General features: G+C 60.9%; 19 protein-coding genes. 14 read left to right on the forward strand and 5 right to left on the reverse strand.

What is annotated here, in order from left to right; translation table 11 throughout:
- Positions 1–39 precede the first annotated feature (39 nt).
- From ribH to ACOYXE_RS26100, 8 genes are all read left to right on the forward strand, one after another.
- A complete protein-coding gene (gene ribH, locus ACOYXE_RS26065) occupies positions 40–516 on the forward strand; it encodes a 6,7-dimethyl-8-ribityllumazine synthase (RefSeq protein WP_003228649.1) in 477 nt (158 codons plus the stop codon).
- A complete protein-coding gene (gene nusB, locus ACOYXE_RS26070) occupies positions 513–1,013 on the forward strand; it encodes a transcription antitermination factor NusB (protein WP_034153728.1) in 501 nt (166 codons plus the stop codon). Before ribH ends, nusB begins: the two co-directional genes overlap by 4 nt.
- Positions 1,014–1,031: 18 nt before the next feature.
- On the forward strand, positions 1,032–1,997 hold the full coding sequence (gene thiL, locus ACOYXE_RS26075) for a thiamine-phosphate kinase (protein WP_460926839.1): 966 nt from the start codon (positions 1,032–1,034) through the stop codon (positions 1,995–1,997).
- Positions 1,994–2,497 (forward strand): phosphatidylglycerophosphatase A family protein, encoded by a 504-nt coding sequence (locus tag ACOYXE_RS26080; RefSeq protein WP_011336134.1) that lies wholly within the window; start codon positions 1,994–1,996, stop codon positions 2,495–2,497. Before thiL ends, ACOYXE_RS26080 begins: the two co-directional genes overlap by 4 nt.
- A gap of 37 nt (positions 2,498–2,534) precedes the next feature.
- Positions 2,535–3,287: a substrate-binding periplasmic protein gene (locus ACOYXE_RS26085; protein WP_160059593.1), complete on the forward strand. Its 753-nt coding sequence runs from the start codon at positions 2,535–2,537 to the stop codon at positions 3,285–3,287.
- 221 nt (positions 3,288–3,508) lie between these two features.
- Entirely contained in the window at positions 3,509–4,126 is a 618-nt protein-coding gene (gene ribA / locus ACOYXE_RS26090) for a GTP cyclohydrolase II (protein WP_016984117.1), read from the forward strand.
- Positions 4,123–4,542 carry an MFS transporter gene (locus ACOYXE_RS26095; RefSeq protein WP_122661425.1) on the forward strand — a complete coding sequence of 140 codons (420 nt, stop codon included), beginning with the start codon at positions 4,123–4,125 and terminating at the stop codon, positions 4,540–4,542. Before ribA ends, ACOYXE_RS26095 begins: the two co-directional genes overlap by 4 nt.
- On the forward strand, positions 4,542–5,342 hold the full coding sequence (locus tag ACOYXE_RS26100; RefSeq protein ID WP_160059591.1) for a cobalamin-binding protein: 801 nt from the start codon (positions 4,542–4,544) through the stop codon (positions 5,340–5,342). The genes ACOYXE_RS26095 and ACOYXE_RS26100 overlap by 1 nt, the downstream gene beginning before the upstream one ends.
- A gap of 114 nt (positions 5,343–5,456) precedes the next feature.
- Here the strand turns inward: ACOYXE_RS26100 and ACOYXE_RS26105 are convergent, their stop codons facing one another.
- From ACOYXE_RS26105 to ACOYXE_RS26120, 4 genes are all read right to left on the reverse strand, one after another.
- Complete coding sequence (locus tag ACOYXE_RS26105; RefSeq protein WP_405122792.1) at positions 5,457–7,343, reverse strand: TonB-dependent receptor domain-containing protein; 1,887 nt, start codon at positions 7,341–7,343, stop codon at positions 5,457–5,459.
- Positions 7,344–7,482: 139 nt separating this feature from the next.
- Positions 7,483–9,381 carry a 1-deoxy-D-xylulose-5-phosphate synthase gene (gene dxs / locus ACOYXE_RS26110; protein ID WP_460926840.1) on the reverse strand — a complete coding sequence of 633 codons (1,899 nt, stop codon included), beginning with the start codon at positions 9,379–9,381 and terminating at the stop codon, positions 7,483–7,485.
- Between the two features lie 91 nt (positions 9,382–9,472).
- Positions 9,473–10,360, reverse strand: a complete 888-nt coding sequence (gene ispA / locus ACOYXE_RS26115) for a (2E,6E)-farnesyl diphosphate synthase (protein WP_160059588.1) — start codon at positions 10,358–10,360, stop codon at positions 9,473–9,475.
- A complete protein-coding gene (locus ACOYXE_RS26120) occupies positions 10,357–10,599 on the reverse strand; it encodes an exodeoxyribonuclease VII small subunit (protein WP_003228627.1) in 243 nt (80 codons plus the stop codon). Before ACOYXE_RS26120 ends, ispA begins: the two co-directional genes overlap by 4 nt.
- Before the next feature lie 354 nt (positions 10,600–10,953).
- Between ACOYXE_RS26120 and ACOYXE_RS26125 the strand changes: the two genes are divergently transcribed.
- The 6 genes from ACOYXE_RS26125 to ACOYXE_RS26150 are packed head-to-tail and all read left to right on the forward strand — an operon-like array spanning position 10,954 to position 21,149.
- A complete protein-coding gene (locus ACOYXE_RS26125) occupies positions 10,954–11,745 on the forward strand; it encodes a YfaP family protein (protein WP_160059587.1) in 792 nt (263 codons plus the stop codon).
- Between the two features lie 48 nt (positions 11,746–11,793).
- Positions 11,794–13,506 carry a DUF2138 domain-containing protein gene (locus ACOYXE_RS26130; RefSeq protein ID WP_460926841.1) on the forward strand — a complete coding sequence of 571 codons (1,713 nt, stop codon included), beginning with the start codon at positions 11,794–11,796 and terminating at the stop codon, positions 13,504–13,506.
- Complete coding sequence (locus tag ACOYXE_RS26135; protein WP_405122795.1) at positions 13,491–14,141, forward strand: DUF1175 domain-containing protein; 651 nt, start codon at positions 13,491–13,493, stop codon at positions 14,139–14,141. Before ACOYXE_RS26130 ends, ACOYXE_RS26135 begins: the two co-directional genes overlap by 16 nt.
- Complete coding sequence (locus tag ACOYXE_RS26140) at positions 14,138–18,712, forward strand: alpha-2-macroglobulin family protein (RefSeq protein WP_460926842.1); 4,575 nt, start codon at positions 14,138–14,140, stop codon at positions 18,710–18,712. Before ACOYXE_RS26135 ends, ACOYXE_RS26140 begins: the two co-directional genes overlap by 4 nt.
- 1 nt (position 18,713) lies before the next feature.
- Positions 18,714–20,333 carry a DUF2300 domain-containing protein gene (locus ACOYXE_RS26145; RefSeq protein ID WP_460926843.1) on the forward strand — a complete coding sequence of 540 codons (1,620 nt, stop codon included), beginning with the start codon at positions 18,714–18,716 and terminating at the stop codon, positions 20,331–20,333.
- A gap of 3 nt (positions 20,334–20,336) precedes the next feature.
- Positions 20,337–21,149, forward strand: a complete 813-nt coding sequence (locus ACOYXE_RS26150; RefSeq protein ID WP_405122798.1) for a YfaP family protein — start codon at positions 20,337–20,339, stop codon at positions 21,147–21,149.
- A gap of 24 nt (positions 21,150–21,173) precedes the next feature.
- Here the strand turns inward: ACOYXE_RS26150 and ACOYXE_RS26155 are convergent, their stop codons facing one another.
- The gene (locus ACOYXE_RS26155; RefSeq protein ID WP_007910907.1) at positions 21,174–21,608 is read right to left on the reverse strand and encodes a hypothetical protein; all 435 of its coding nucleotides are present in this window, start codon (positions 21,606–21,608) and stop codon (positions 21,174–21,176) included.
- Positions 21,609–21,641: the final 33 nt, after the last annotated feature.

Consider the following 21,641-nt stretch of genomic DNA (forward strand, 5'->3'; position numbering starts at 1 on the left):
CGTAGCAGACGCGTCCCGGCTCTTTAAGAGAACTGACGAATGACCCTGAAGACCATCGAAGGTACCTTCATCGCCCCTAAAGGCCGCTACGCTTTGGTAGTGGGCCGCTTCAACAGCTTCGTGGTTGAAAGCCTGGTCAGCGGTGCAGTTGATGCCCTGGTTCGCCACGGCGTGAGCGAAAGCGACATCACCATCATCCGCGCACCTGGCGCCTTCGAAATCCCGCTGGTTGCGCAGAAAGTCGCCCAGAAAGGCGAGTTCGCTGCAATCATTGCACTGGGCGCGGTCATTCGTGGCGGTACTCCGCACTTCGAATACGTGGCAGGCGAGTGCACCAAGGGCCTGGCCCAGGTCTCCATGGAGTTCGGCGTGCCGGTCGCTTTCGGCGTCCTGACCGTTGATTCCATCGAGCAAGCCATCGAACGTTCCGGCACCAAGGCCGGTAACAAAGGTGCCGAAGCTGCCCTGTCCGCACTGGAAATGGTCAGCCTGCTGGCACAGTTGGAGGCCAAGTGATTAGCGACGAAAGCGATCGTTTCAACCCGCGCGAACCGCGTCCAACTGACGCCGGCAAGCCTTCGAAAAGTGAAAAGCGCCGCGCTGCCCGTCAGTTGGCGACGCAAGCGTTGTACCAGCGCCACATGGCCAGTACTTCGCTGAACGAAATCGAAGCGCAGTTCCGCGTCGATAACGATTTCACCTTCGCCGATGCCAGCTACTTCCACGACATCCTGCACGGTGTTCCGGCCAGTCTGACCGAGATCGACACTGCGTTGGCGCCGTGCCTGGACCTGACCATCGAAGAGCTGGACCCGGTTGAACTGTGCGTACTGCGCCTGTCGACCTGGGAACTGCTCAAGCGTGTCGACGTGCCGTACCGCGTTGTGATCAACGAAGGGATCGAACTGGCGAAAGTCTACGGTTCCACCGACGGTCACAAGTTCGTCAACGGCGTGCTCGACAAGCTGGCCCCGCGCCTGCGTGAAGCTGAAGTGAAGGCGTTCAAGCGCTGAAACGCGCTTGAAACCTCAATGGGCGAATTCGAGCTGATCCGCAATTTCTTCGCCGCCGCGCCCTGTGCGCAGGGCGGCGAAGGCGTTGCTCTGGGGATCGGCGACGATTGCGCCTTGCTTGCTGTTCCCCCCGGGGAACAGTTGGCGATCTCTACCGATACGCTGGTGGCCGGTGTGCATTTCGCCGACCCCTGCGATCCGTTTCTGCTCGGTCAGCGCTCGCTGGCCGTCGCGGTCAGCGATCTGGCCGCCATGGGCGCCACGCCCGTTGCCTTTACCCTTGCCCTGACTGTACCGACGGTGACTGCCGATTGGCTGCAAGCCTATGCCCACGGTTTGAACCGTATGGCGCAGAGTTGCGGCGTCGCGCTGGTCGGCGGCGATACCACGCGCGGGCCGTTGAGTCTGACGGTGACTGTGTTTGGTCGAGTGCCGGCGGGTCAGGCGCTGACCCGCAGCGGTGCGCAACCGTGCGATTTGCTCTGTGTCGGCGGTGAGCTGGGCAATGCCGCCGGCGCTCTGCCGCTGGTGTTGCGTCAGCGTGACGCCGAACCTCATATCGCCCAACCGCTGCTCGATCATTACTGGTCGCCACAACCGCAACTCGCCCTCGGCCAGGCCCTGCGTGGCAAAGCCACGTCGGCGCTGGACATCTCCGACGGCCTGCTCGCCGACTGTGGCCACATCGCACTGGCATCGAAGGTGCGACTTGAGATTGAACGCGAGCGCGTACCGCTGTCGGATGCTTTAGTGGCGTTTCTCGGTCAGCGTGGCGCCGAGCGTGCAGCGCTGAGCGGTGGCGATGATTACGTGCTGGCGTTCACCCTGCCGTCCGTCGAGTTGCCGGTGCTGCTGGCCAATGGCTGGCCGATTCACGTGATCGGTCGTGTTTCAGAAGGTCAGGGCGTGGTCCTGCTGGACCGTGAAGGGCACGACATCACCCCGCAAATCCGCGGTTATCAACATTTTCAGGAGACACCGTGACAGATCACCCGAAACAGGTTCCGGCCGAATTCGTTCCGCCGTCGGTCTGGCGCAATCCCTGGCATTTCCTCGCGTTCGGTTTTGGTTCCGGCACCCTGCCGAAAGCCCCGGGCACGTGGGGTTCGTTAGTTGCGCTACCCTTTATTCCGTTGTGGCAGATGCTGCCCGACTGGGGGTACTGGCTGATGCTCGGGATCACCATGCTGTTCGGCTTCTGGCTGTGCGGCAAGGTCGCCGACGATCTACGGGTACACGACCACGAAGGCATCGTCTGGGACGAAATGGTCGGGATGTGGATCACCCTGTGGCTGGTACCGGAAGGCTGGTACTGGTTGCTCGCGGGTTTTCTGGTGTTCCGCTTCTTCGACATTCTCAAGCCATGGCCGATTCGCTGGATCGACCGGCATGTGCATGGCGGCGTCGGGATCATGCTCGATGACGTGCTGGCCGGTGTGTTTGCCTGGCTGGCGATGCAGGGTCTGGTGTGGGTTTTCGCCTGATTCCAAGGGATATCGGGGTCAAGTGAGGGGACGAGGGATGGCTCGACGCTGGTTGGCGTTAGTGGTTTTGGCTTTGCTGAGTACCGTGGCCGGTGCGCAGGAAGTTGCGCCGACGCCGGCGGTCATCCATCTGGCCAGCGAAGACTGGGAAGACTACACCGCCGCCGATGGCCATGGCCTCGGTTGGGACGTGTTGCGCAAAGTGTTCGAACCGGCCGGGGTCAAGCTGGATATCCGCAGCGTGCCTTACACCCGTTCGGTCGGGCTGGTGCAGTTGAAGGAGGTTGACGCGCTGGTTGGCTCCTACCGCGACGAAGCCGATCAGGTGCTGTATCCGCACTGGAATTTCGATTCCGACCATATTTATGCGCTGGGTCTGGCAAGCAATCCGGTGCCGACCCTGGCGACGCTGGGCAAATATCGTCTGGCCTGGGTGCGCGGTTATCGTTACGAAAACTACCTGCCGAATATCAAGCGTTACAACCCGATCCAACGGCGTACCGGTATTTTGTCGATGCTCAAGCAGGGGCGGGCGGATTACTACATCGATGCGCTGACCGAGATTGAAGCGGTGGTGAAAACCGCAGCCGATCCAGCGCAGTATCGCCATTCACACTTGGCCGAGCTGCCGCTGTTTCTCGGCTTTGCCGACACTCCACAGGCGCGAGCGCTGATGGCGCTGTATGACCAGCGTATGGAGCAACTGATGAAGAGCGGCGAGTTGAAGCCAATCTTCGAGAAGTGGAAGCAGCCCTATCCCTTCACTACGGGCGCGACGAATCCCCTGTAGGAGCTGCGGCACGCTGCGATCTTTTGATCTTGATTCAAAAACCAGATCAAAAGATCGCAGCCTCGTTTCACTCGACAGCTCCTACAGGGATCCATGTCGACCGGGTTGTTATCAAACTTTTTGATCGTTATGCCCGATAATTCAGCCTAAGCGTGTGCAGGAACCTGCTGTTACAATGCCGGCCTGCGAATTTTCAGACTCTTTAGATCAGGAGCACACCGGTGCCTGTCGTCTTTGTCGCCGCTTCCAAGCTGCCAACACCTTTTGCGCAATTCACCATGCACGGTTTTCTCGATGAAGCCACCGGCCGCGAGCACGTCGTACTGAGCCTGGGTGAAATTGCCGACGGTGCCCCGGTACTCGGCCGGTTGCACTCCGAATGCCTGACGGGCGATGCCTTGTTCAGCCAGCGCTGCGACTGCGGTTCGCAACTGGAAGGCGCGCTTAAAGCCATCGCCCGCGAAGGCCGAGGCGTGCTGCTGTACCTGCGTCAGGAAGGTCGCGGTATTGGTCTGCTGAACAAGATCCGTGCTTACGAACTGCAGGACGGCGGCGCCGACACCGTTGAAGCCAACGAGCGTCTGGGCTTTGCTGCTGACCAGCGCGACTACGCCATGTGCCTGCCGATGCTGGAGCACCTGGGCGTGAAATCCCTGCGCCTGATGACCAACAACCCGCGCAAGGTCAAAGCCTTGACCGACATGGGCATTACCGTTGCCGAGCGCGTGCCGCTGCACACCGGCCACAACCCGCACAACAAACTCTACCTGGCAACCAAGGCCAGCAAGCTCGACCACATGATGGGCAATGAGCATCAGGGCGAGGTTGATCGCGCGTGACTCGCGGTCAGGTGCGGCGCCGATTGTCGGTCGATTGGTGGAAATACCTCGCGCTGGCGCTGGTGCCGTTGTTCGTGCTCAACGCGCTGTTTGGTCAGGGCGAAGGGATTCTGCCAGTACTGGCGATGCCGTTTTTCATTGCCGGCGTCGCGTCGATGTTTGTCAGTCTGAAGTTTTTCGGGCGCTATAAACATGCGCTGATCGCCACGCAAAAAGCCCTCGATACCCCGGATGAACCGGCCGCGTGGATTGCCCTCGCAGCCCGTCGTCGTGCGGCTTTTCTCGCGGCAGCCTTGCCGGCGTGGATCGGCGCACTGGCAGTGTTCGTCGGTCTTGAAGCCGTTCCGTTGATGCTGCTGGCGTTGTCCACGGCGGTACTGTTTTATCTCTACCGTATCCCGCGTCAACTCGGCTGATGCGCCGTCTGTGGCTGGCGGTTCTGCTGCTGGCCGTCTCGACTCCGGTGCTGGCGAGCCTGCGGGTGGTCAGCCTCGCGCCGTCTCTTTCTGAAATCGTCGTTGAACTGGATTCGGCTGATCTGTTGGTCGGTGTGCTCGATGCCGGTGAGCGGCCGGCTGAAATTGCCAGCGTCCCCTCTGTCGGCCGCTATGGCCAACTCGACATGGAACAGCTACTGAGCCTCAAGCCTGATTTGTTGTTGCTGTGGCCCGGCAGCGTCGGCCCGGCGCAGCGTGATCAGTTGAAGCGTCTGGGCATCCCGACCTTCGTCGCCGAACCGCATTCCTTCGAGCAGCTCACTACCCAGATTGAAGCCATTGCTGCGCAGTTGGGACGACCTGAACGTGGGGTGAAACGGGCGGCGGCGTTGCGTAAACAACTCGCAGAACTGCGCCAGCGCTATCGCCGGGACGTGCCGTTGCGGGTGTTTTATCAGGTCTGGGACAAGCCGCTGTACACCGTCGGTGGCGGGCAAGTCATCAGCGATGCGCTGGAAGTGTGCGGGGCGCGGAATGTGTTCAGTGATCTGGCCTTACCTGCGCCACAAGTCAGCATCGAAGCGGTATTGCAGAGAGATCCGGAAGTGATTCTGACGAGTGATCAGGCGCAGTTGAATGCGTGGAAAACCTGGCCACAGGTGGCGGCGGTGAAGCGAGGTAATCTGTTGCTGATCACCGACAAAGGCCTTGAACGCCCAAGCGGCCAAATGATCAGCGCTACCGCCAAACTCTGCCAATTGATCGCGCCTGACAGGTAACCCTGTAGGAGCTGCCGAAGGCTGCGATCTTTTGATTTTGCTGTTTGACTGAGTCGGAATCGCCGAAGATCAAGATCAAAAGATCGCAGCCTTCGGCAGCTCCTACAGTGGATTTCAGTGGATTTCGGGAGTCCAGGTCACCCCAAACATCCACACCCGACCTTCCTCGCGATAACCATACTGCCTGCCGTCATAGCTGTAATTCGCCCGGCTGTAGCCCTTGTCGAAAACGTTATCGATTTTCAGATCCAGCTTGATCTCGCGGTTCAACGCCCAACTGCTGCGCAAGCCGAACAGCGCATAACCACCCAGCGCCTGCGTATTGTCCTTGTCGTCATAACTGCTGCTGACCGCCTGCCAACTGGCACCGAGGCTGACTTGATCCAACTGGCGATCCAGATCCCAACTCAACGTCCGCCGTGCGCGACGCGCCAAAGTGTGCCCGCTATCACGATCACGCGGATCGATGATCGAAACGCCGAGGTTGCTCTGCCAACCGAACAGTTCCTGCTTCAGCGCTGCTTCAAAGCCGTTGATTCGCGCCGAAGCGACGTTCTCCGGGCGTGAATTGCTGCCGAAGATGATCGCGTCTTCCAGGTCGGTACGGTAAATCGACGCTTCCAGGCGACTGCTGTCGGTCAACTGACTGCGCCATTGCAGCTCGTAGCTTTTCGAGGTTTCCGGTTTCAGATCCGGGTTGCTGAAGTCCGGGTAGTACAGGTCGTTGAAGGTCGGCGCGCGGAAACCTTCGCTGTAACTCAACAGCAAGTCGTTGTCCGGATTCAGCGGCAGAGTGAACGTGCCGCTCCAGGTGTTCTGGCTGCCGAATTGCTGGTTGTCGTCGTGGCGCAAGCCCAGTTCGGTGGAGAAGCTGTCGGCCTGATAACGGTGCTGGATGAATGCTGCGCGGTTCCAGCGGCTGTCCTCGTCAAACGCGGTGCTGCTGTTGACCCGGTCTTCGTACCAGTCGCCGCCGAGGATCAGGCTGTTGCGCGCGTCCAGTGTCAGGTCGTTCTGCCAATTCACCGAATCGCGGTACGTGTTGAACACCGTGCGTTCGTCGCTGAGCTTGTCGAGGGTCTTTTCGCGGTTTTCGGTGTGGCCGAACTCGACGCGGGTTTTCCAGATCTCGTTGACCCGCGCATCGATGTAACTGCTGACGCTGCTGACGTTGAAATCGCTGTAGGGCTGCTGCTGGTAGGACTGATCCGTCGCGAAGTCGTATCTACCGAACGGGTTGTCAAACTCGCCCTTGCCACGGTTATCCAGCAGATTGGCGCCGATTTCGATGTCATCGGTCAGCGCATGGCTGAGGCTCAGGCTGACGGATTTGTTGCGATAGGCATCGTGATCGCCATCGCTCGGGTACGACTCATGAGTACGGTCAATCCCCGCGGTTTCATCCAGACTGGCGCCGAGGTTGAAGCGGGTTTTCTCATCGCCACCGGACAAGCCGAGGCTGCGTTCCCAAGTCTGGTTGCTGCCGAAACCGACGTGCATCCGTGGCTGCAAGCCTTGCTCAGTGCCGCGTCGAGTGAAAATCTGAATCACCCCGCCAATCGCATCGCTGCCGTAAATCACCGAACGCGAACCGCGCAGCACTTCCACCCGTTCGATCTGCTCTATGTTCAGGTGCTGCAGGTTGCTGTCACCAGAGGTCGAACTGCCGATACGCTGGCCATCGACCAGCACCAGACTCTGCGCCGACTGCGTGCCGCGAATGTAGATTCCCGGCAGACTGCCGCGCCCGCCGGCCTGCGCCACTTGCACGCCCGGCACGCGACGCAGCAAGTCCGGCACGTCGCTCGGTTGCAGGCGGTCGATGTCTTCGCGGGTGAACACCGTGTTGGCGGCGCTGCTGTCGTTGCGGGCTTCGACCTGACGGTTGGCTGAGATCAGCATGTCCGGCAGTTTCAGTGCCTGGTTACGCTCGAAGCTGTCGGCGAGGGCGTTGGCGGTTGGCAGCAGAAAGAAGGGCAGGGCGAGGCGCGAGAGTTTCATGGACGTTCCACTGGTGTTTCAGGTGTACTCAAATCAAATGTGGGAGCGAGCCTGCTCGCGAATGCGGTGTATCAGTCAGCCCTGATTTGACTGACAGTCCGCATTCGCGAGCAGGCTCGCTCCCACAAGAGTATTGCGTTTACTTGTCGAGTAAGGCCAGACGCTGACGAATCGACGCTTCGATCCCGGCCTCATCCAGCCCGCACTCGGCCAGCATCTGCGCAGGCTTGGCGTGCTCAACGTAGATATCCGGCAAGCCCAGATGCAGCATCGACTTGAGAATGTTCTCGCGCGCGAGGAACTCGCTGACCGCGCCACCAGCGCCGCCCATGATCGCGTTCTCTTCGATGGTCACCAGCAATTCGTGGCTGTCGGCAGTCTCGCGCACCAGCTCTTCGTCGAGCGGTTTGACGAAACGCATGTCGACCACGGTGGCATCCAGCTTCTCGGCAACTTTCAGCGCTTCGGTTAGTTGCACACCAAATACCAGCAGGGCGACTTTGCTGCCCTGGCGACGGACGATGCCCTTGCCGATTTCGATCGGCTCGAGGTCTTTCTCAATGGTCGCATTCGGACCGCTGCCGCGCGGATAACGCACTGCCGCCGGGCCGTTGTACAGGTGGCCGGTAGTGAGCATCTTGCGCAGTTCGTTTTCATCGCTCGGGGTCATGATGACCATGCCCGGGATGCAGCGCAGGTACGACAGATCGAAGCTGCCAGCGTGGGTCGGGCCGTCTTCGCCGACTAAACCTGCACGGTCGATGGCGAACAGCACATCGAGATTTTGCACCGCCACGTCATGCACCAGTTGGTCATAACCGCGCTGCAAGAATGTCGAGTAGATCGCCACGACCGGTTTCGCGCCTTCGCAGGCCATGCCGGCCGCAAACGTCACCGCATGTTGCTCGGCAATCGCCACGTCGAAATAGCGCAGCGGGAAGCGTTCGCTGAACGCCACCAGGTCCGAGCCTTCCTTCATCGCCGGGGTAATCCCGACCAGACGTGGATCAGCCGCCGCCATGTCGCACAGCCACTCGCCGAACACCGCCGAGTATTTCGGCCCGCTGGCCTGCTTTGGCGCGGCGGCCGGAGCGTCCAGCGGTTCGAGTTTGGTGATGGCGTGGTAACCGATCGGGTCGACTTCCGCCGGGGCGAAGCCTTTGCCTTTCTTGGTGACGATGTGCAGGAACTGCGGGCCTTTCAGATCACGCATGTTACGTAGCGTGGCGATCAGCGTTGGCAAGTCGTGGCCGTCGATCGGGCCGATGTAGTTCCAGCCCAGCTCTTCGAACAGCGTGCCGGGAACCAGCATGCCTTTGGCGTATTCTTCGGTGCGACGAGCGATTTCCCAGGCGCCGGGCAGGCGCGACAGGACTTTCTTGCTGCCCTCTCGCATGCTTGCGTAGGTGCGGCTGGAAAGGATTTTCGCCAGATAATTCGACAGACCGCCGACGTTGCGCGAGATCGACATGTCGTTGTCGTTGAGGATCACCAGCATGTTGGCGTTGACTTCCGGCGCATGGTTCAGCGCCTCGAAAGCCATGCCGGCGGTCAACGCACCGTCGCCGATCACTGCGATTGCCTTGCGATCACTGTTCTGCAGGCGGGCGGCAATGGCCATGCCCAGCGCTGCGCTGATCGAGGTGCTGGAGTGGCCGACGCCAAAAGTGTCGTACTCGCTCTCGGCGCGACGCGGGAAAGCGGCGATGCCGTCCTTCTGGCGCAGGGTGCCCATGCGCTCGCGGCGACCGGTGAGGATCTTGTGCGGATACGCCTGATGCCCGACGTCCCACAGCAGACGGTCGTCTGGCGTGTCGAAGACGTAATGCAACGCAATGGTCAGCTCGATCACGCCCAGGCCGGCACCGAAATGCCCACCGGTCTGACCGACCGTGTAGAGCAATTCCAGGCGCAACTCATCGGCCAGGGTTTCCAGCTCGGCTTCGCCTAACCGGCGCAGGCCGTCCGGCGTGTTCGCGCGGTCGAGCAGGGGCGTGGTCGGGCGCTTGCGGGGAATCTCATGAAACGTCGTGGGCATCAGGCGAATCGTTATAGGTATAGAAGATGCGGCAGTTTACCTGATGCATCGCCCCCTGCCCACGCGTTGGTCTTTTTTGGCGGATACGCCGTCAGTTGCGCCGCTCGACGATATACCGGGCCAGTTCGCGCAATGGCTCGGCAGCCGCGTCAAACGGTCGCAGGGCGTGCAGGGCCTGATCGCGCAGTTCCAGGGCGTAGGCCTTGGCGGCGTCGAGACCGAGCAGCGCCGGGTAGGTCGGCTTGTCCCGAGCGATATCGGCGCCCTGGCGTTTGCCGAGGGTTTCGGTATCGCTTTCGACGTCGAGGATGTCGTCCTGTACCTGAAAGGCCAGGCCGATGGCCTGTGCATAAGTCTGCAGGGCTTTGAGTTCATCCGGCTCGGCACGACCACTGGCCAGGGCGCCGAGTTTGACGCTGACTTCGATCAGCGCGCCGGTCTTGTGCCGATGCATCTGTTCGAGGGCTTTCTGATCGAGTTTGAGGCCGACCGAACCGAGGTCGATGGCTTGACCGCCGACCATGCCTGCCGGACCAGCGGCGTTAGCCAGCGCGGTGACCATTTGCAGGCGGATGTCACTGCTGCAATCGCTCAGGCGCGGGTCGAGCAGGGCGCTGAACGCCAGACTCTGCAAACCGTCGCCGGCCAGAATCGCGCAGGCTTCATCGAATTTCTTGTGGGTGGTCGGCTGGCCGCGACGCAGATCGTCGTCGTCCATCGCCGGCAAATCGTCGTGCACCAGCGAATAAGCGTGGATCAGCTCAACCGCGCAGGCTGCGCCGTTGGCCTGTTCAGCCCTGCCACCGAGCGCTTCGCACGCGGCGTAGGCCAGCAGCGGGCGCACGCGTTTGCCGCCGTTCATCACGCTGTAGCGCATGGCTTCGTAAAGCCGCGCCAACTCTGGCAGCGGCGCATTGAAAAGGGTTTCCAGCGCTGCGTTGACCCGGGTCTGGCTGGTCGCCGTATACGCCGCAATCATTCTGGCTGTTCCGCGTCGAAGGGTTCCTCGGCGAGTTCGCCATCGCGCTCCAGCAGCACTTGCACCTTCTGCTCGGCCTGCGCCAGCGCTGCCTGGCAATCGCGGGTCAGACCGATGCCCTGCTCGAAAGCGGTCAGCGAGTCTTCCAGCGACAATTCACCGTTCTCCAGACGCTCGACCAATGTTTGCAGGTCGGCGAGGGACTGTTCGAAATCCAGTGCAGCTTTTTTGCGGGCCATGGCGGCGATTTCCGGTTGACGTTAAACCGGCGCGACACTAGCAGATAGGGGGGGTATGGGCAAATGAGCGGGGTGCGACCGGCCCTTTTTCCTGAGGCGATTCTGGAAAGCTGAAACCTATTCGGCTCATTTTGTGAGCCGAATAATCTCTCTATTCGGCTCACGCCCCTTAAAAAGCAGGTTTCCTACAGCAACAGCACATGTATCTGATTGTTAAAAAACCGCCGAATCGCTAATCTTCGCGCCTTCTACGACCCCATAGTCACGGGTCTTTCAGACGAAACGCAGTTTCACCGCTGTGAAGTACCGAGGATCGGGTGCAAGGTTTCGTTCAGGCATGGCAGGAGGCATCACATGCGTTCATTTCTTTGGCTGCTGATCGGCCTGGCCTGCGCGCCCGCGCTGCTGGCCGCGCCGACGGCCGAGCTGTCGGAGCCGGTCGGCGGCTGGCGCTATCAGGGCTTGCTCGACCGCACGGAAAACCCGCAAGTCGCCTACCCGACGCCGCCGATCGATCGCGGCATCCAGCGCAATCGCACGATGATCCAGGGCCAGCTCAAGGCCATCGGCCATATGCGCCCGCCGCACAGTCTCGCCGTAAATGGCAATCCACTGAATCTGTACACCGACGACCAGGGCCGTTTCGCCCGGCCGTACGCGTTCGGCGCCGGCTCCAACAGTGTCGAGGTGATCAGCGCCGAGGGCCAGTCGCTCAAGCGCGTGCAATTTTATGAAGCAAACAATTTGCGCACGCCGGCGCGTATTCGTCTTGTCTTGGGATGGGACGATCCGAAAGCCGAGCTCGATCTGCACATTGTCACGCCCGACGGTCAGCATGCGTTCTGGGCGCAGCCGGCACTGAGCAATGGCGGTGGTCTGGACCCTGATGGCGTCGATGGCCCGGGCCCGGAAATGTTCACCATGACCGCGCCGTTGCACGGCACCTATCTGGTTTACGTCAACTATTGGGGCAACTTCGGCAACGGCGGCTATAACTTCGAGGAGACCAGCAACCAGAACGAGGTGATCACCTCGCAAATCACGCTGGTGCTCAACGAAAACACTGTCGACGAAAAACGCGAAACGTTCATCGTGCCCCTGCGGGCGATCGGTGATCTGCTGCTGGTCAAGACTTTCAACTATTAAGCATTCCGCCACGGATGAAATCCTGAGCTTTGGGAAATGAGCGAGAAGATGAGCGATAACACTGTTACTCCGGCTGCCGACACGCCAGCGGCCAAACCTTCGCGGCGCTGGCCTTTGCTCCTGGCCGGGTTATGCCTGGTGGCCGGCGTGGCGGGTGGTTTTGGCTGGCTGCTGCTCAAGCCCAAGGCACCGCCGGCAGAATTGGCCAGTGACAAGCTTGGCCTGAGCCGTCCGGATGCGTTGCTGGAAACCCGCTCGCTGAGTCAGTTGCCCAAGGACTTGCTGAGCGTGCCGTTCCTCAAGGCCACGCTCACCGAAGATTTCGTCTTCTATTACGAGACCCATGCTGATCGCCTCGGCTTGATCGGCAGTCTGCGCCGGATCATCTACGAGCATGACCTGAAACTGCAGGACAGCCTGATCGAGCAACTTTTCGATCAGCCAGCCGACGTTGCGCTGTGGCGTGGCGCGGATGGTCGCTTGAAGGATTTCCTGTTGGTGATGGATCGCGGTGGTCTGGCGAAACTGCTTGAGCCGCTGGCGAAAGTCGCGCTGGATGACACGCAGCTCAGCCAGATGGGCGAACTCAAGGTCGGCGGCGATAGCGTGCCGCTGTACCAACTGACCTACAACGCCAGCAAAGCCCTGTTGTTCGCCTCCCACGGCGACAAACTGGTGGTGCTGTCCAATCCAGCCAAGTATTACGACCCGGAAAGCGGCGTTTCCGAAGAATCCGGTCATGTCTCCCCGCAAGCGCTGGCGGCGCTGCTCAGTGGCGAAAAACTGTTCCCCGAAGCGTTCGGTCTGCCGGCGAAAGCCCCGGAAACCAAGCAACGCCTATCGGTGAACTCCAGTGTCCTGGCGATGGGTTATCAGCGTTTCATCCCGAACTTCGCCGGGCTGCGCTTCGACATGGACGACAAGGGCTGGCACAGCTACCTCGCCATGGACGAGCTGGACAATCAGCCCGACTTCGATTTCAAACCGGTCTGGCAAGCAATGCCGCTGGGCGCCAGTGCCTGCGTAACCCTGCCGGTCGCGGCCGAACCGCAAAAACCGCTGTTGGTAAAACTTGGCGCCGAAGAAGCCGTAGCGCAGACCCTCACCGAACATGTGGCCGGCGCGGCAGGCCTGTGCTGGTACGCCGATTCGCGTTTGTACACGCCATTGTTGGTGGCCAGTCTGAAAGACGAGGACAGCAGTAAACTCGATGGCGACCTCGGCAAACTGTTCGGTTCGATGGTCGGCGCATTCGAAGCCAACGTCGAAGAAAACGTCTTCCCCGTGGTCGAGAAACAAGAAGGCCAGAACCATGTCTGGCAGCGTCAGGTCAGTTCCAACTTCGGCCCGTATGCGGCGAAGACTGCCGAGAACCCGGACGCAATCAGCGGCAAGGCGTTCATGAAAGTCAGCCTCGCCCGTCACGGCTCGACACTGCTGTTTTCCCTCGACGACAAATTGGTCGACAAGGCCCTCGGCACCCTCGACAAACGCTTCCCGCCGATGGCCGACGTGCTGCCCAAAGATGTGCTGATGCCGATCTATTTCGGTCCGGATTCGATGGCGCAACTGATGCAGCAAGAAACCCTCGATAGCCTGCCGCAGGACATGGAACCGGTGTTCTATAACGCCGCGCAAACCTACCTGATTCCGAAACTGCGTACCCTCGGCGGCTACGGCAAATATGCCCTGACTTTGCCTGAAGGCAGCGAGCCTGACGGCCACTGGCAGTGGTTGCCGCTGGAATGGAAAGCGCTGTGACGACACTGATCCGCAGCCTCGGCCTGCTCGCGCTGTTACTCAGCGCGGGCGCCCGCGCCGTTGAAACGCCGGCACTGGATCCGGCGCAGTCCCAGGTGTTTCGCGCCTGGTTCGTGCGTATTGCCCAAGAGCAACTGAGCCAAGGCCCGAGCCCGCGCTGGTATCAGCAAGACTGTGCCGGGCTGGTGCGTTTTGCCGCCAACGAAGCGCTGAAAGTCCACGACGACAAATGGCTGCGTAGCAATGGCCTGTCCAATCGTTATCTGCCGCCGGAGCTTTCGCTCAGTGATGAGCAACGCAAGCTCGCCCAGCAATGGCAGCAGGGCGGTGGCAAGGTCGGGCCGTACGTCAACGCGATCAAATTGATTCAGTTCAACAGCCACCTGGTCAGCCGCGATGTGTCGCAAGCACGTCCCGGTGATCTGATGTTTTTCGATCAGGGCGACGACCAGCACCTGATGATCTGGATGGGCCGCTACATCGCCTATCACACTGGCACCACCACCCCCACTGACAACGGCATGCGTTCGGCAAGCCTGCAGCAACTCATGACATGGAAGGACACCCGATGGATACCCGACGCAGCCAACCCCAACTTCATCGGCGTCTATCGACTGAACTTTCTCTCCCAATGACCGGTGCCCGCATGTTGCGTATCTGCTCGCGAATTCCTTTGCTGCTGGCGCTGTTGCTGCCATTGGCGACCGTTAACGCCGAAGATTCGGTTGAGCCGAGCGGCTATACGCCGGTGTCCGGTGAGAGCTTTTTCCTCCTCGCCGACAGTAGTTTCGCGGCGGACGAGCAGGCGATGGTGCGCCTCGAAGCGCCGGGCCGTGACTACCGTCGTTTTCGCATGGAACCGTACGGCGGCGCCGACATTCGCGTGTATCGCATCGACAAACCGCTGGATTTCCTCAAGCGCCAGAAGAACCTGCACCGCGTGGTCAGCGACGGCCAATTCAAGGGTGAAGGCCTGTCCAACACCCTCGCTTACTTGTGGGACAACTGGTACCGCAAATCTCGTCGGGTGATGCAGCGTGCTTTCTCCTATGAGTCGCGCAAACAGGTCACCGAAGAAGTGCCGGAACTGAAGATGGGCAATGCCATCGCCGCACCGACGCCGTACGACGCGCAACCGCAATTTGCGCTGATTCCGGGTCTACCGGTGGTCAGCCAGTTCCGTTATCCGTTGTGGCAGGCCAAGCCGATTCAGCCGCCGGCCGGGGTCAATCTGGCCGGCTCCTCCAGCGATTTCGTCAGTGTTGCGCCGGGCAACGTTTACATCCCGTTGGGCAATCTGAAGCCGGGTCTGTATCTGGTCGAAGCATTGATCGGCAAGTACCGCGCGACCACCATGGTTTTCGTTTCCAACACCGTCGCAGTGAGCAAGATTGCCGGCGACGAATTGCTGGTCTGGGCCGCGCGCAAACACGAAGGCAATTCGGTACCGAAGGTCAATGTGCTGTGGACTGACGGCCTCGGCGTGATGAGCAGTGGCGCGACCGATGCCGATGGCTTGCTACGCCTGAAACACGTCAGCCCGGAGCGTTCGTTCGTCATCGGCGAGGATGAAGAGGGCGGCGTCTTTGTTTCTGAAAACTTCTATTACGACAGCGAAATCTACGACACCAAACTGTATGCCTTCACCGATCGGCCGCTGTATCGCCCGGGTGATTGGGTGTCGCTGAAAATCGTCGGTCGTGAGTTCAAGAACGCGCGGGATTCGGTGTTGCCGGGCGCGGCGGATGTCACGGTCAGCGTGCTCGACGCCACCGGCACCGAGCTGCAACATCTTGACCTGAAACTCGATTCGAAGGCCGGTACTCAGGGCCGTTTCCAGTTGCCGGACAACGCGGTGGCGGGCGGTTACGAGATTCGGTTCAACTATAAGGATCAGGCCTACAGCAGCGCCTTCCGTGTGGCCGAATACATCAAACCGCATTTTGAAATTTCGCTGAACCTGGCCAAGCAGGATTACCGCACCGGCGAGCCGGTCAAAGGCAGTCTGGTGTTGCTCTATCCGGACGGCAAACCGGTGACCAACGCCAAACTGACCCTGAGCCTGCGCGCTCAACAACTGTCGATGGTCGACAACGAGCTGCAATACCTCGGGCAATTCCCGGTGGAACTGACCAGCACCGAACTGACCACCGACAGCAAAGGCAACGCGACCCTCGACCTGCCGGCCGCCGACAAGCCGAGCCGCTACATGCTCACCGTGTTTGCCAGCGATGGCGCGGCGTATCGGGTCAAGACCACCAAGGAAGTCCTCATCGACCGTGGCGCCGCGAGCTTCCGCGTTAGCGCGCCGCAACGCTTCAGTGCAGTCGGCGACAAGGTTGCGTTCAGCTACGCCAACGAGGGCGGCACCGAGCAAAGCAAAGCGGTGACGCCGAGCACCTATGGCTGGGTTCGTCTGGAAGACCAGAGCACTGGTGAAGGCAAACTCGCAGCGACGGATAAAGGTTTCAGTCTCGCTTTCGAGCGTCCGGGTACTTACAACCTGACCTTGAAAGATCAACACGGTCGCGTCCTCGGCGCCACCGGTCATTCGGTCACTGGCGATGGCGTCAAAGCAGTGCCGGGCACTGTGGAAATCGTCCTCGACAAGCCTGAGTACAAGGCTGGCGATGAAGCGCTGGCGCTGATCACCTTCCCGGAACCGGTCAGCGATGCATTGCTCTCGCTGGAGCGCGACAAGGTCGAAGCCACCGCGCTGCTGGCCAAGGGCGGCGACTGGCTGAAACTGGAAAAGCTCAGCGACACCCAATACCGCGCGCGCATCCCGGTAAAGGACAACTTCGCACCGAACCTGACTTTCTCGGTGCTGTACACCAAGGGCGGTCAGTACAGCTTTCAGAACGCCGGGATCAAAGTGGTCGCGCCGCAAATCGACGTGGCGATCAACACCGACAAAGCGGTGTATCTGCCGGGCGACACGGTCACGGTTGACCTGACCACGCAGTTCGCCGGCAAAGCCGTTCCGGCGCATCTGACCATCAGCGTCGTTGACGAAATGGTTTATGCGCTGCAACCGGAAGTCGCGCCGACCATCGACCAGTTCTTCTATCACCCGCGCCGCAACAACGTGCGCACCAGCGCGAGTCTGTCGTTCATCAGTTACGACGTCGCGTTGCCGGGTAGCCCCGGCGCACCGGGTAAAGCCAACCGCAGCGAGCGCGGGGTGAAAGTGCTGGAGCGGCCGCGTCGTGAAGACGTCGATACCGCCGCGTGGCAACCCGAGTTGTTGACCGGTGCCGACGGTAAAACCCGCTTCACTTTCAAGATGCCGGACTCGCTGACCCGCTGGCGCATTACCGCCCGAGCGATCGCCGATGACGGTCAGGTTGGGCAGAAGAAGCAGTTCGTCCGCTCGGAAAAACCGCTGTACTTGAAGTGGAGTGGGCCGAGTAAATTCCGTAAGGGCGATCAGCCGCAACTCGGCGTGTTCGCGTTCAGTCAGGCCGAGAAACCGGTCAAGGCTGAACTGGTCACTCACTACGCTGGCATCGAACATCGCCTGCCGGTGACCCTGAACAACGGCATCAACTACCTGCCGCTACCGGCGTTCGCCTTGGCCTCCGGTGAGTGGACGGCGGAGCTGGTTCAGGACGGCAAAACCGCGGACTCTCTGGCCGTGCGCCTGAGTGCGACCGGTGATGGCTGGCAAGTGACGCAAACGCAAAGCCTTGATGTCGCCAGCGGCGACACTGCGCTGAGTCTGCCGGCGGATGCCACCGATATTCGCCTGCGTCTGGATGACAGTCCGCAAGCGTTGTTCCGCTCGGCACTCGATGATCTGCTCAGCTATCCGTACGGCGGCGTCGAGCAGGCGGCCAGTCGTTTGCTGCCATTGAGCATCGCTTATCCGTCGCTGGCGTCGAATCCGCAGATCCGTGATCGCTTGCGCCTGATCATGCAGAACAGCCGTCTGCGTCTGGTGCAAATGGCCGGGCCATCGGCGAGTTTCACTTGGTGGGGTTACGACGGTGAGCCGGATGCGTTCCTCACCGCTTACGCCTATTACGCCGACTGGAATGCCAGCCAAGTGTTGGAGCTGACCCTGCCGCCGGAGCACTGGCAGCGGGTGCTGGAGGTCTACGCCAAGCAAGCGCCGAACACGCCGTTGCTGCAACGGGCGCTGATTCTGTCGTTCGCCAAGCAGATGCATTTGCCGGTGAACACGTTGCTCAGCGGTTTGATGGACGATCTGGCCAAGGCCGGCGAAGGCAACGCTGAAACGCTGATGGACGATGGCGAAGACAGTCTGGTGATGAGTGATCCGGATTCGGCGCTCGGTCTGGCAGCGGCACGGGTGTTAACCGCCTCTTTGGCCACTCAGTCGAAAGTCGCCTTGCCTGACGCGTTCAATCGTCAGGTGGGCGCTGCACAACAGCGTCTGTCGGTCAGTTCGCAGCCGTTTGCCGAGGCGCTGAACCTGTCGCTGCAACCGTTCGATCAGGCGCGTGCGCAAGTGCTGTTGCAACGACTGTTGCCGCAGCAATCGACCCTCGAACGTGCGCTGGCACTGACTTGGCTGCAACGCAGTATCGCTCAGGCTTCGCCGACCATTGCCTTGACGCCGGCTGAAGGCTGGAAGAAAAACTACGGTGCAACCGGTGAGATGTACTGGACTTGGCAGGGCGCCACTCCGGTGCCGAGCGTGTTGACAGTGTCCGGCACGCAAGAGCGTCCATTGCGCGCGGCGCTGAGCTTCCAGACTCAGCAACCGGCAGTCGATCCAATGGCCCTGACCATCACCCGACGCGTGTCGCGACTGGTGCCGGGCGACGAAGCGTTCACCTTCAAACTGGAGCCGGTCGGCACCAAGCCGCTGTCCAGCGACAGCCTGTATCTGGACGAAGTGATCCTCACCAGCAAAGCGCCGAAACCACTGCGCTACGGCATGCTCGAAGTGCCGCTGCCACCGGGCGCTGATGTTGAGCGCACGACGTGGGGCATCAAGTTGCAGGGCAAGGACGGCAACGAACCGACTGCGCTGGAGAAGGCGCGTTTCGAACCGGGCCAGTTGGCCTACGCGGTGCCGGTCGATGCGCTGAGCGGCGAGTTGCGCCTGCGCCACTTGGTGCGCTTCTCGCAGAAGGGCCAGTTCAACCTGCCGCCGGTGCGTTTCAAGCAAGTCTACGCGCCGCAGCATCAGGCCCAGGAAGCGAAAGCCGCCCTCGGTCAGGTCACGGTCAACTGACATGACCCGGCCGCTGCTGTGGCTGCTGATGTGTGTGATGCCTGCGCTGGCGACGGCGCAGGATGAGCCGTTGCGCGTGGCCTATAAGGGCGAGTTGTTGTCGTTGAGTCAGACGCAACTGATAAAGCGTGAGCCGTTGCCGTCATCACTGGATACGCCGTTGGGCAGTCTGTGGAAATTGTTTGTCTACGCGTGGCTGGTGGACACCGGCGCGCGGGAGCCGGCGTATGAGTGTCGCGGGCAGTCGAAGGAAGAGGTTTATTGCTGCTCGTCGGGCGGCAAGATCGAGCGCGATCAGGCGCTGGTGAAATCCTGCGGGTTGTATTTTGAGCCGGCGCGGTTGGGGATTGCAGCGGCGGATTGGCGAGCGTATTGGCAAGCGCGCCAAGCGCCATTGTGGTTGCTGGATTTGCCGTCGGTGCAACCGGCTCAACGGGTTTCCGTGGCTGATTTGCTGAAGGTCCTGGCCTCGCTACCGGCGCAGGATCAGGCGCGTCGAGTGCTACTCGACGTGGTGCTGAACGCGGCGGACGGCAATGTCGTTGGTGAACTGGGCGGGCGCTTGCGGGTGAAAACCTGGAGCTGGCTTGGCGATCAGGATCCGCAGTCGCGGCAGGGTGGGTTTGCTGGCTGGACGGCAGATGGCGCGCCGGTATGGGCGGGTGGGCGAGGCACCAGTCAGATGGTCTTGCGGCATTACGGCCAAGCATTGGCGACCGTGTTGCCGGCAGCCTGGCCCGCGGAGGCGGGGCGTTGTGTCGAAGTCAGCCTGTTTTCGAAGTACCCAGTTTCGAAGGTGTTAGCGGGTGATCGCCTCGCGACATCCGGCCCGTTGCAGGGCGACTACCGCGTCGAGTTCGCCAACGGCAACGCGTTGGATATCCACAGCGATGGCGAACTGTTTCTGCTCAACGACAAACTCGTCGCAAGGCTTGATCGCGAAGAGTACGTCGCCCGCGTACTGGAGCGCGAAGCCAAACCCGAACCCGCCGAAGCGGCCAAAGCACTGGCCGTGGCAATCCGCACCTATCTGCTGCAAAACGCCACGCGCAACGGCGATTGCCTGAACATCGATGACAGCAGCAATCGCCAGCGTGTCGCACCACGGCCAGCTTCGGTGGAATCACGCAACATCGCGGCGTGGACGGCGGATCTGGTGTTGGCCGGCAGCACCGTCACCTATCACTCCGATCAACCCGGCCCGGACAAACTCGCCTGGCAACAAGCCGTCGCGCAAGCTAATGCCGGTCAGCGTTACGACGCGATTCTGCTACATGCCTATCCGCGCGCCAGCCTTAGCCGTTGGGACAACCCGGTCGCTTCCTGCGAAGCGCTGCCCGCCGCGCAAGACTGGCTGCAGAAACAGCGACGTGGCTGGCGCCCGAAGCTGGAAAGCGAAACCGGCTACAACGAAGTCAGCACCTTCGCCGTGTGCAAACTCGCCTTCGGCCGTCCCTTCGTCGACCGTGAACGCCAACGCATTTACGTACGCGGCGTGCTGACTTTGCAGGATCGCCTCGACCTGACCCACGAATATCTGCACCTGGCTTTTGAAGCGCATCCCAACGGCCAGGATGAAACCTACATCGAAGGGCTTGCCCGTCACCTTTTGCTGGAATAGACCATGACACTCCGTTATCCACAGGTCTTGCTGCTGCTCTGCACCTTGACCGCGCTATCGCCGGCGATGGCCGCCGACAGCGTCAAACTCGACACCCCGGTCGGCGGCTGGCGCAGCGGCGCACCGGAAGGCGAGGGCGAAAGCTTCCGCCAGACCGTCAACTACCCGGCCTCATCGGTCAACACCCCGGTCGGCCAGGCCAACACCGCGCGCATCAGCGGCGAGATCAAAGCGGCGCGGAAGGACAACGACCCCGGCCGCCTGATCGTCAACGGCGTGAGCATGCCGCTGAAAATCGACGACAGCGGCCACTTCGACCGCCCGTTCTCGTTCCCCAACGGCAGTAACAGCGTCGAAGTGCGCAGCCCTGACGGCCAACAACGCCACCGCACGCAATTCCTCAACACCAGCGGCGGCGCCACCCCGGCCAAACTGCGCGTACTGCTGGCGTGGGACAGCGACGGCACCGACCTCGACCTGCACCTCGTCACCCCCGACGGCGCACACATCTGGTACGGCAACCGCAGCGCCGCCAACGGCGCCGCGCTCGACGTCGACGTCACCACCGGTTACGGCCCGGAAATCTTCGCCATGCCGGCGCCGATCAAGGGCCAGTATCTGGTGTACGTGAATTATTACGGCGGTGGCTATCGTGGGGATGACGAGGGCGGCGATGAGGCGGTGCAGGCGCTGACCACGGCGCAGGTGACGGTGATTACCGAAGAGGGCACGCCGAGCGAGAAGATGGAGACGTTTCTGATCCCTATGCGCGCGGTGGGAGAGCTGACGCTGGTGAAGTCATTCAGTTATCCCTGAGCAAATACTTGCTCAGGGACAGCACTAGAAGCCGGGCGGAATGTAACCGGGTACGAACGGAACGTTGATGCACTTGCCGTGAATGATCTTTCCGTCCTCGATACGAAACAGCACGATCTTTTTGGCTTTATTGACGGTCGCTTCAAGTTTGCAGTCAGAGCTATGTCCGACCGTCTCGTAGTACTCGGTGTACACCATGCCGTTGCCGGTGTGATTCATGGACGTGCCGGCAGCTTCGGTGGTGGTCCAGCTGGAGGATTTGAACCAGGTCAGGACGGCCAGATTTTCGCCGTTGGCACCGGTCTGTTTTTTCATTGAGTCGGGTTTGCCGAACAGATCGAGTGCTTCCTGAACATCCCGTCCTTCCCAGCGCGACTGTGCAATCAGGTGGCAGCCATTAATCATTGAGACTGTGGCTGTTATCAGCAACGTCAGTAACGTTTTAGTCCATTGATTCATCATGACTCCCGGTGTCATGTGCGAGACGAAATA

Source organism: Pseudomonas sp. MC6 (genome assembly GCF_054790575.1).

Coding starts and splice junctions, on each gene's coding strand:
- ACOYXE_RS26125 (WP_160059587.1), top strand. CDS start 10,954: ATGCGTTCATTTCTTTGGCTGCTGATCGGCCTGGCCTGCGCGCCCGCG.
- dxs (WP_460926840.1), bottom strand. CDS start 9,381: ATGCCCACGACGTTTCATGAGATTCCCCGCAAGCGCCCGACCACGCCC.
- ACOYXE_RS26085 (WP_160059593.1), top strand. CDS start 2,535: ATGGCTCGACGCTGGTTGGCGTTAGTGGTTTTGGCTTTGCTGAGTACC.
- ACOYXE_RS26155 (WP_007910907.1), bottom strand. CDS start 21,608: ATGAATCAATGGACTAAAACGTTACTGACGTTGCTGATAACAGCCACA.
- ACOYXE_RS26140 (WP_460926842.1), top strand. CDS start 14,138: ATGACCGGTGCCCGCATGTTGCGTATCTGCTCGCGAATTCCTTTGCTG.
- thiL (WP_460926839.1), top strand. CDS start 1,032: ATGGGCGAATTCGAGCTGATCCGCAATTTCTTCGCCGCCGCGCCCTGT.
- ACOYXE_RS26150 (WP_405122798.1), top strand. CDS start 20,337: ATGACACTCCGTTATCCACAGGTCTTGCTGCTGCTCTGCACCTTGACC.
- ACOYXE_RS26145 (WP_460926843.1), top strand. CDS start 18,714: ATGACCCGGCCGCTGCTGTGGCTGCTGATGTGTGTGATGCCTGCGCTG.
- ispA (WP_160059588.1), bottom strand. CDS start 10,360: ATGATTGCGGCGTATACGGCGACCAGCCAGACCCGGGTCAACGCAGCG.
- ACOYXE_RS26105 (WP_405122792.1), bottom strand. CDS start 7,343: ATGAAACTCTCGCGCCTCGCCCTGCCCTTCTTTCTGCTGCCAACCGCC.
- ACOYXE_RS26135 (WP_405122795.1), top strand. CDS start 13,491: ATGGAAAGCGCTGTGACGACACTGATCCGCAGCCTCGGCCTGCTCGCG.
- ACOYXE_RS26130 (WP_460926841.1), top strand. CDS start 11,794: ATGAGCGATAACACTGTTACTCCGGCTGCCGACACGCCAGCGGCCAAA.
- ACOYXE_RS26100 (WP_160059591.1), top strand. CDS start 4,542: ATGCGCCGTCTGTGGCTGGCGGTTCTGCTGCTGGCCGTCTCGACTCCG.
- ACOYXE_RS26120 (WP_003228627.1), bottom strand. CDS start 10,599: ATGGCCCGCAAAAAAGCTGCACTGGATTTCGAACAGTCCCTCGCCGAC.
- ribH (WP_003228649.1), top strand. CDS start 40: ATGACCCTGAAGACCATCGAAGGTACCTTCATCGCCCCTAAAGGCCGC.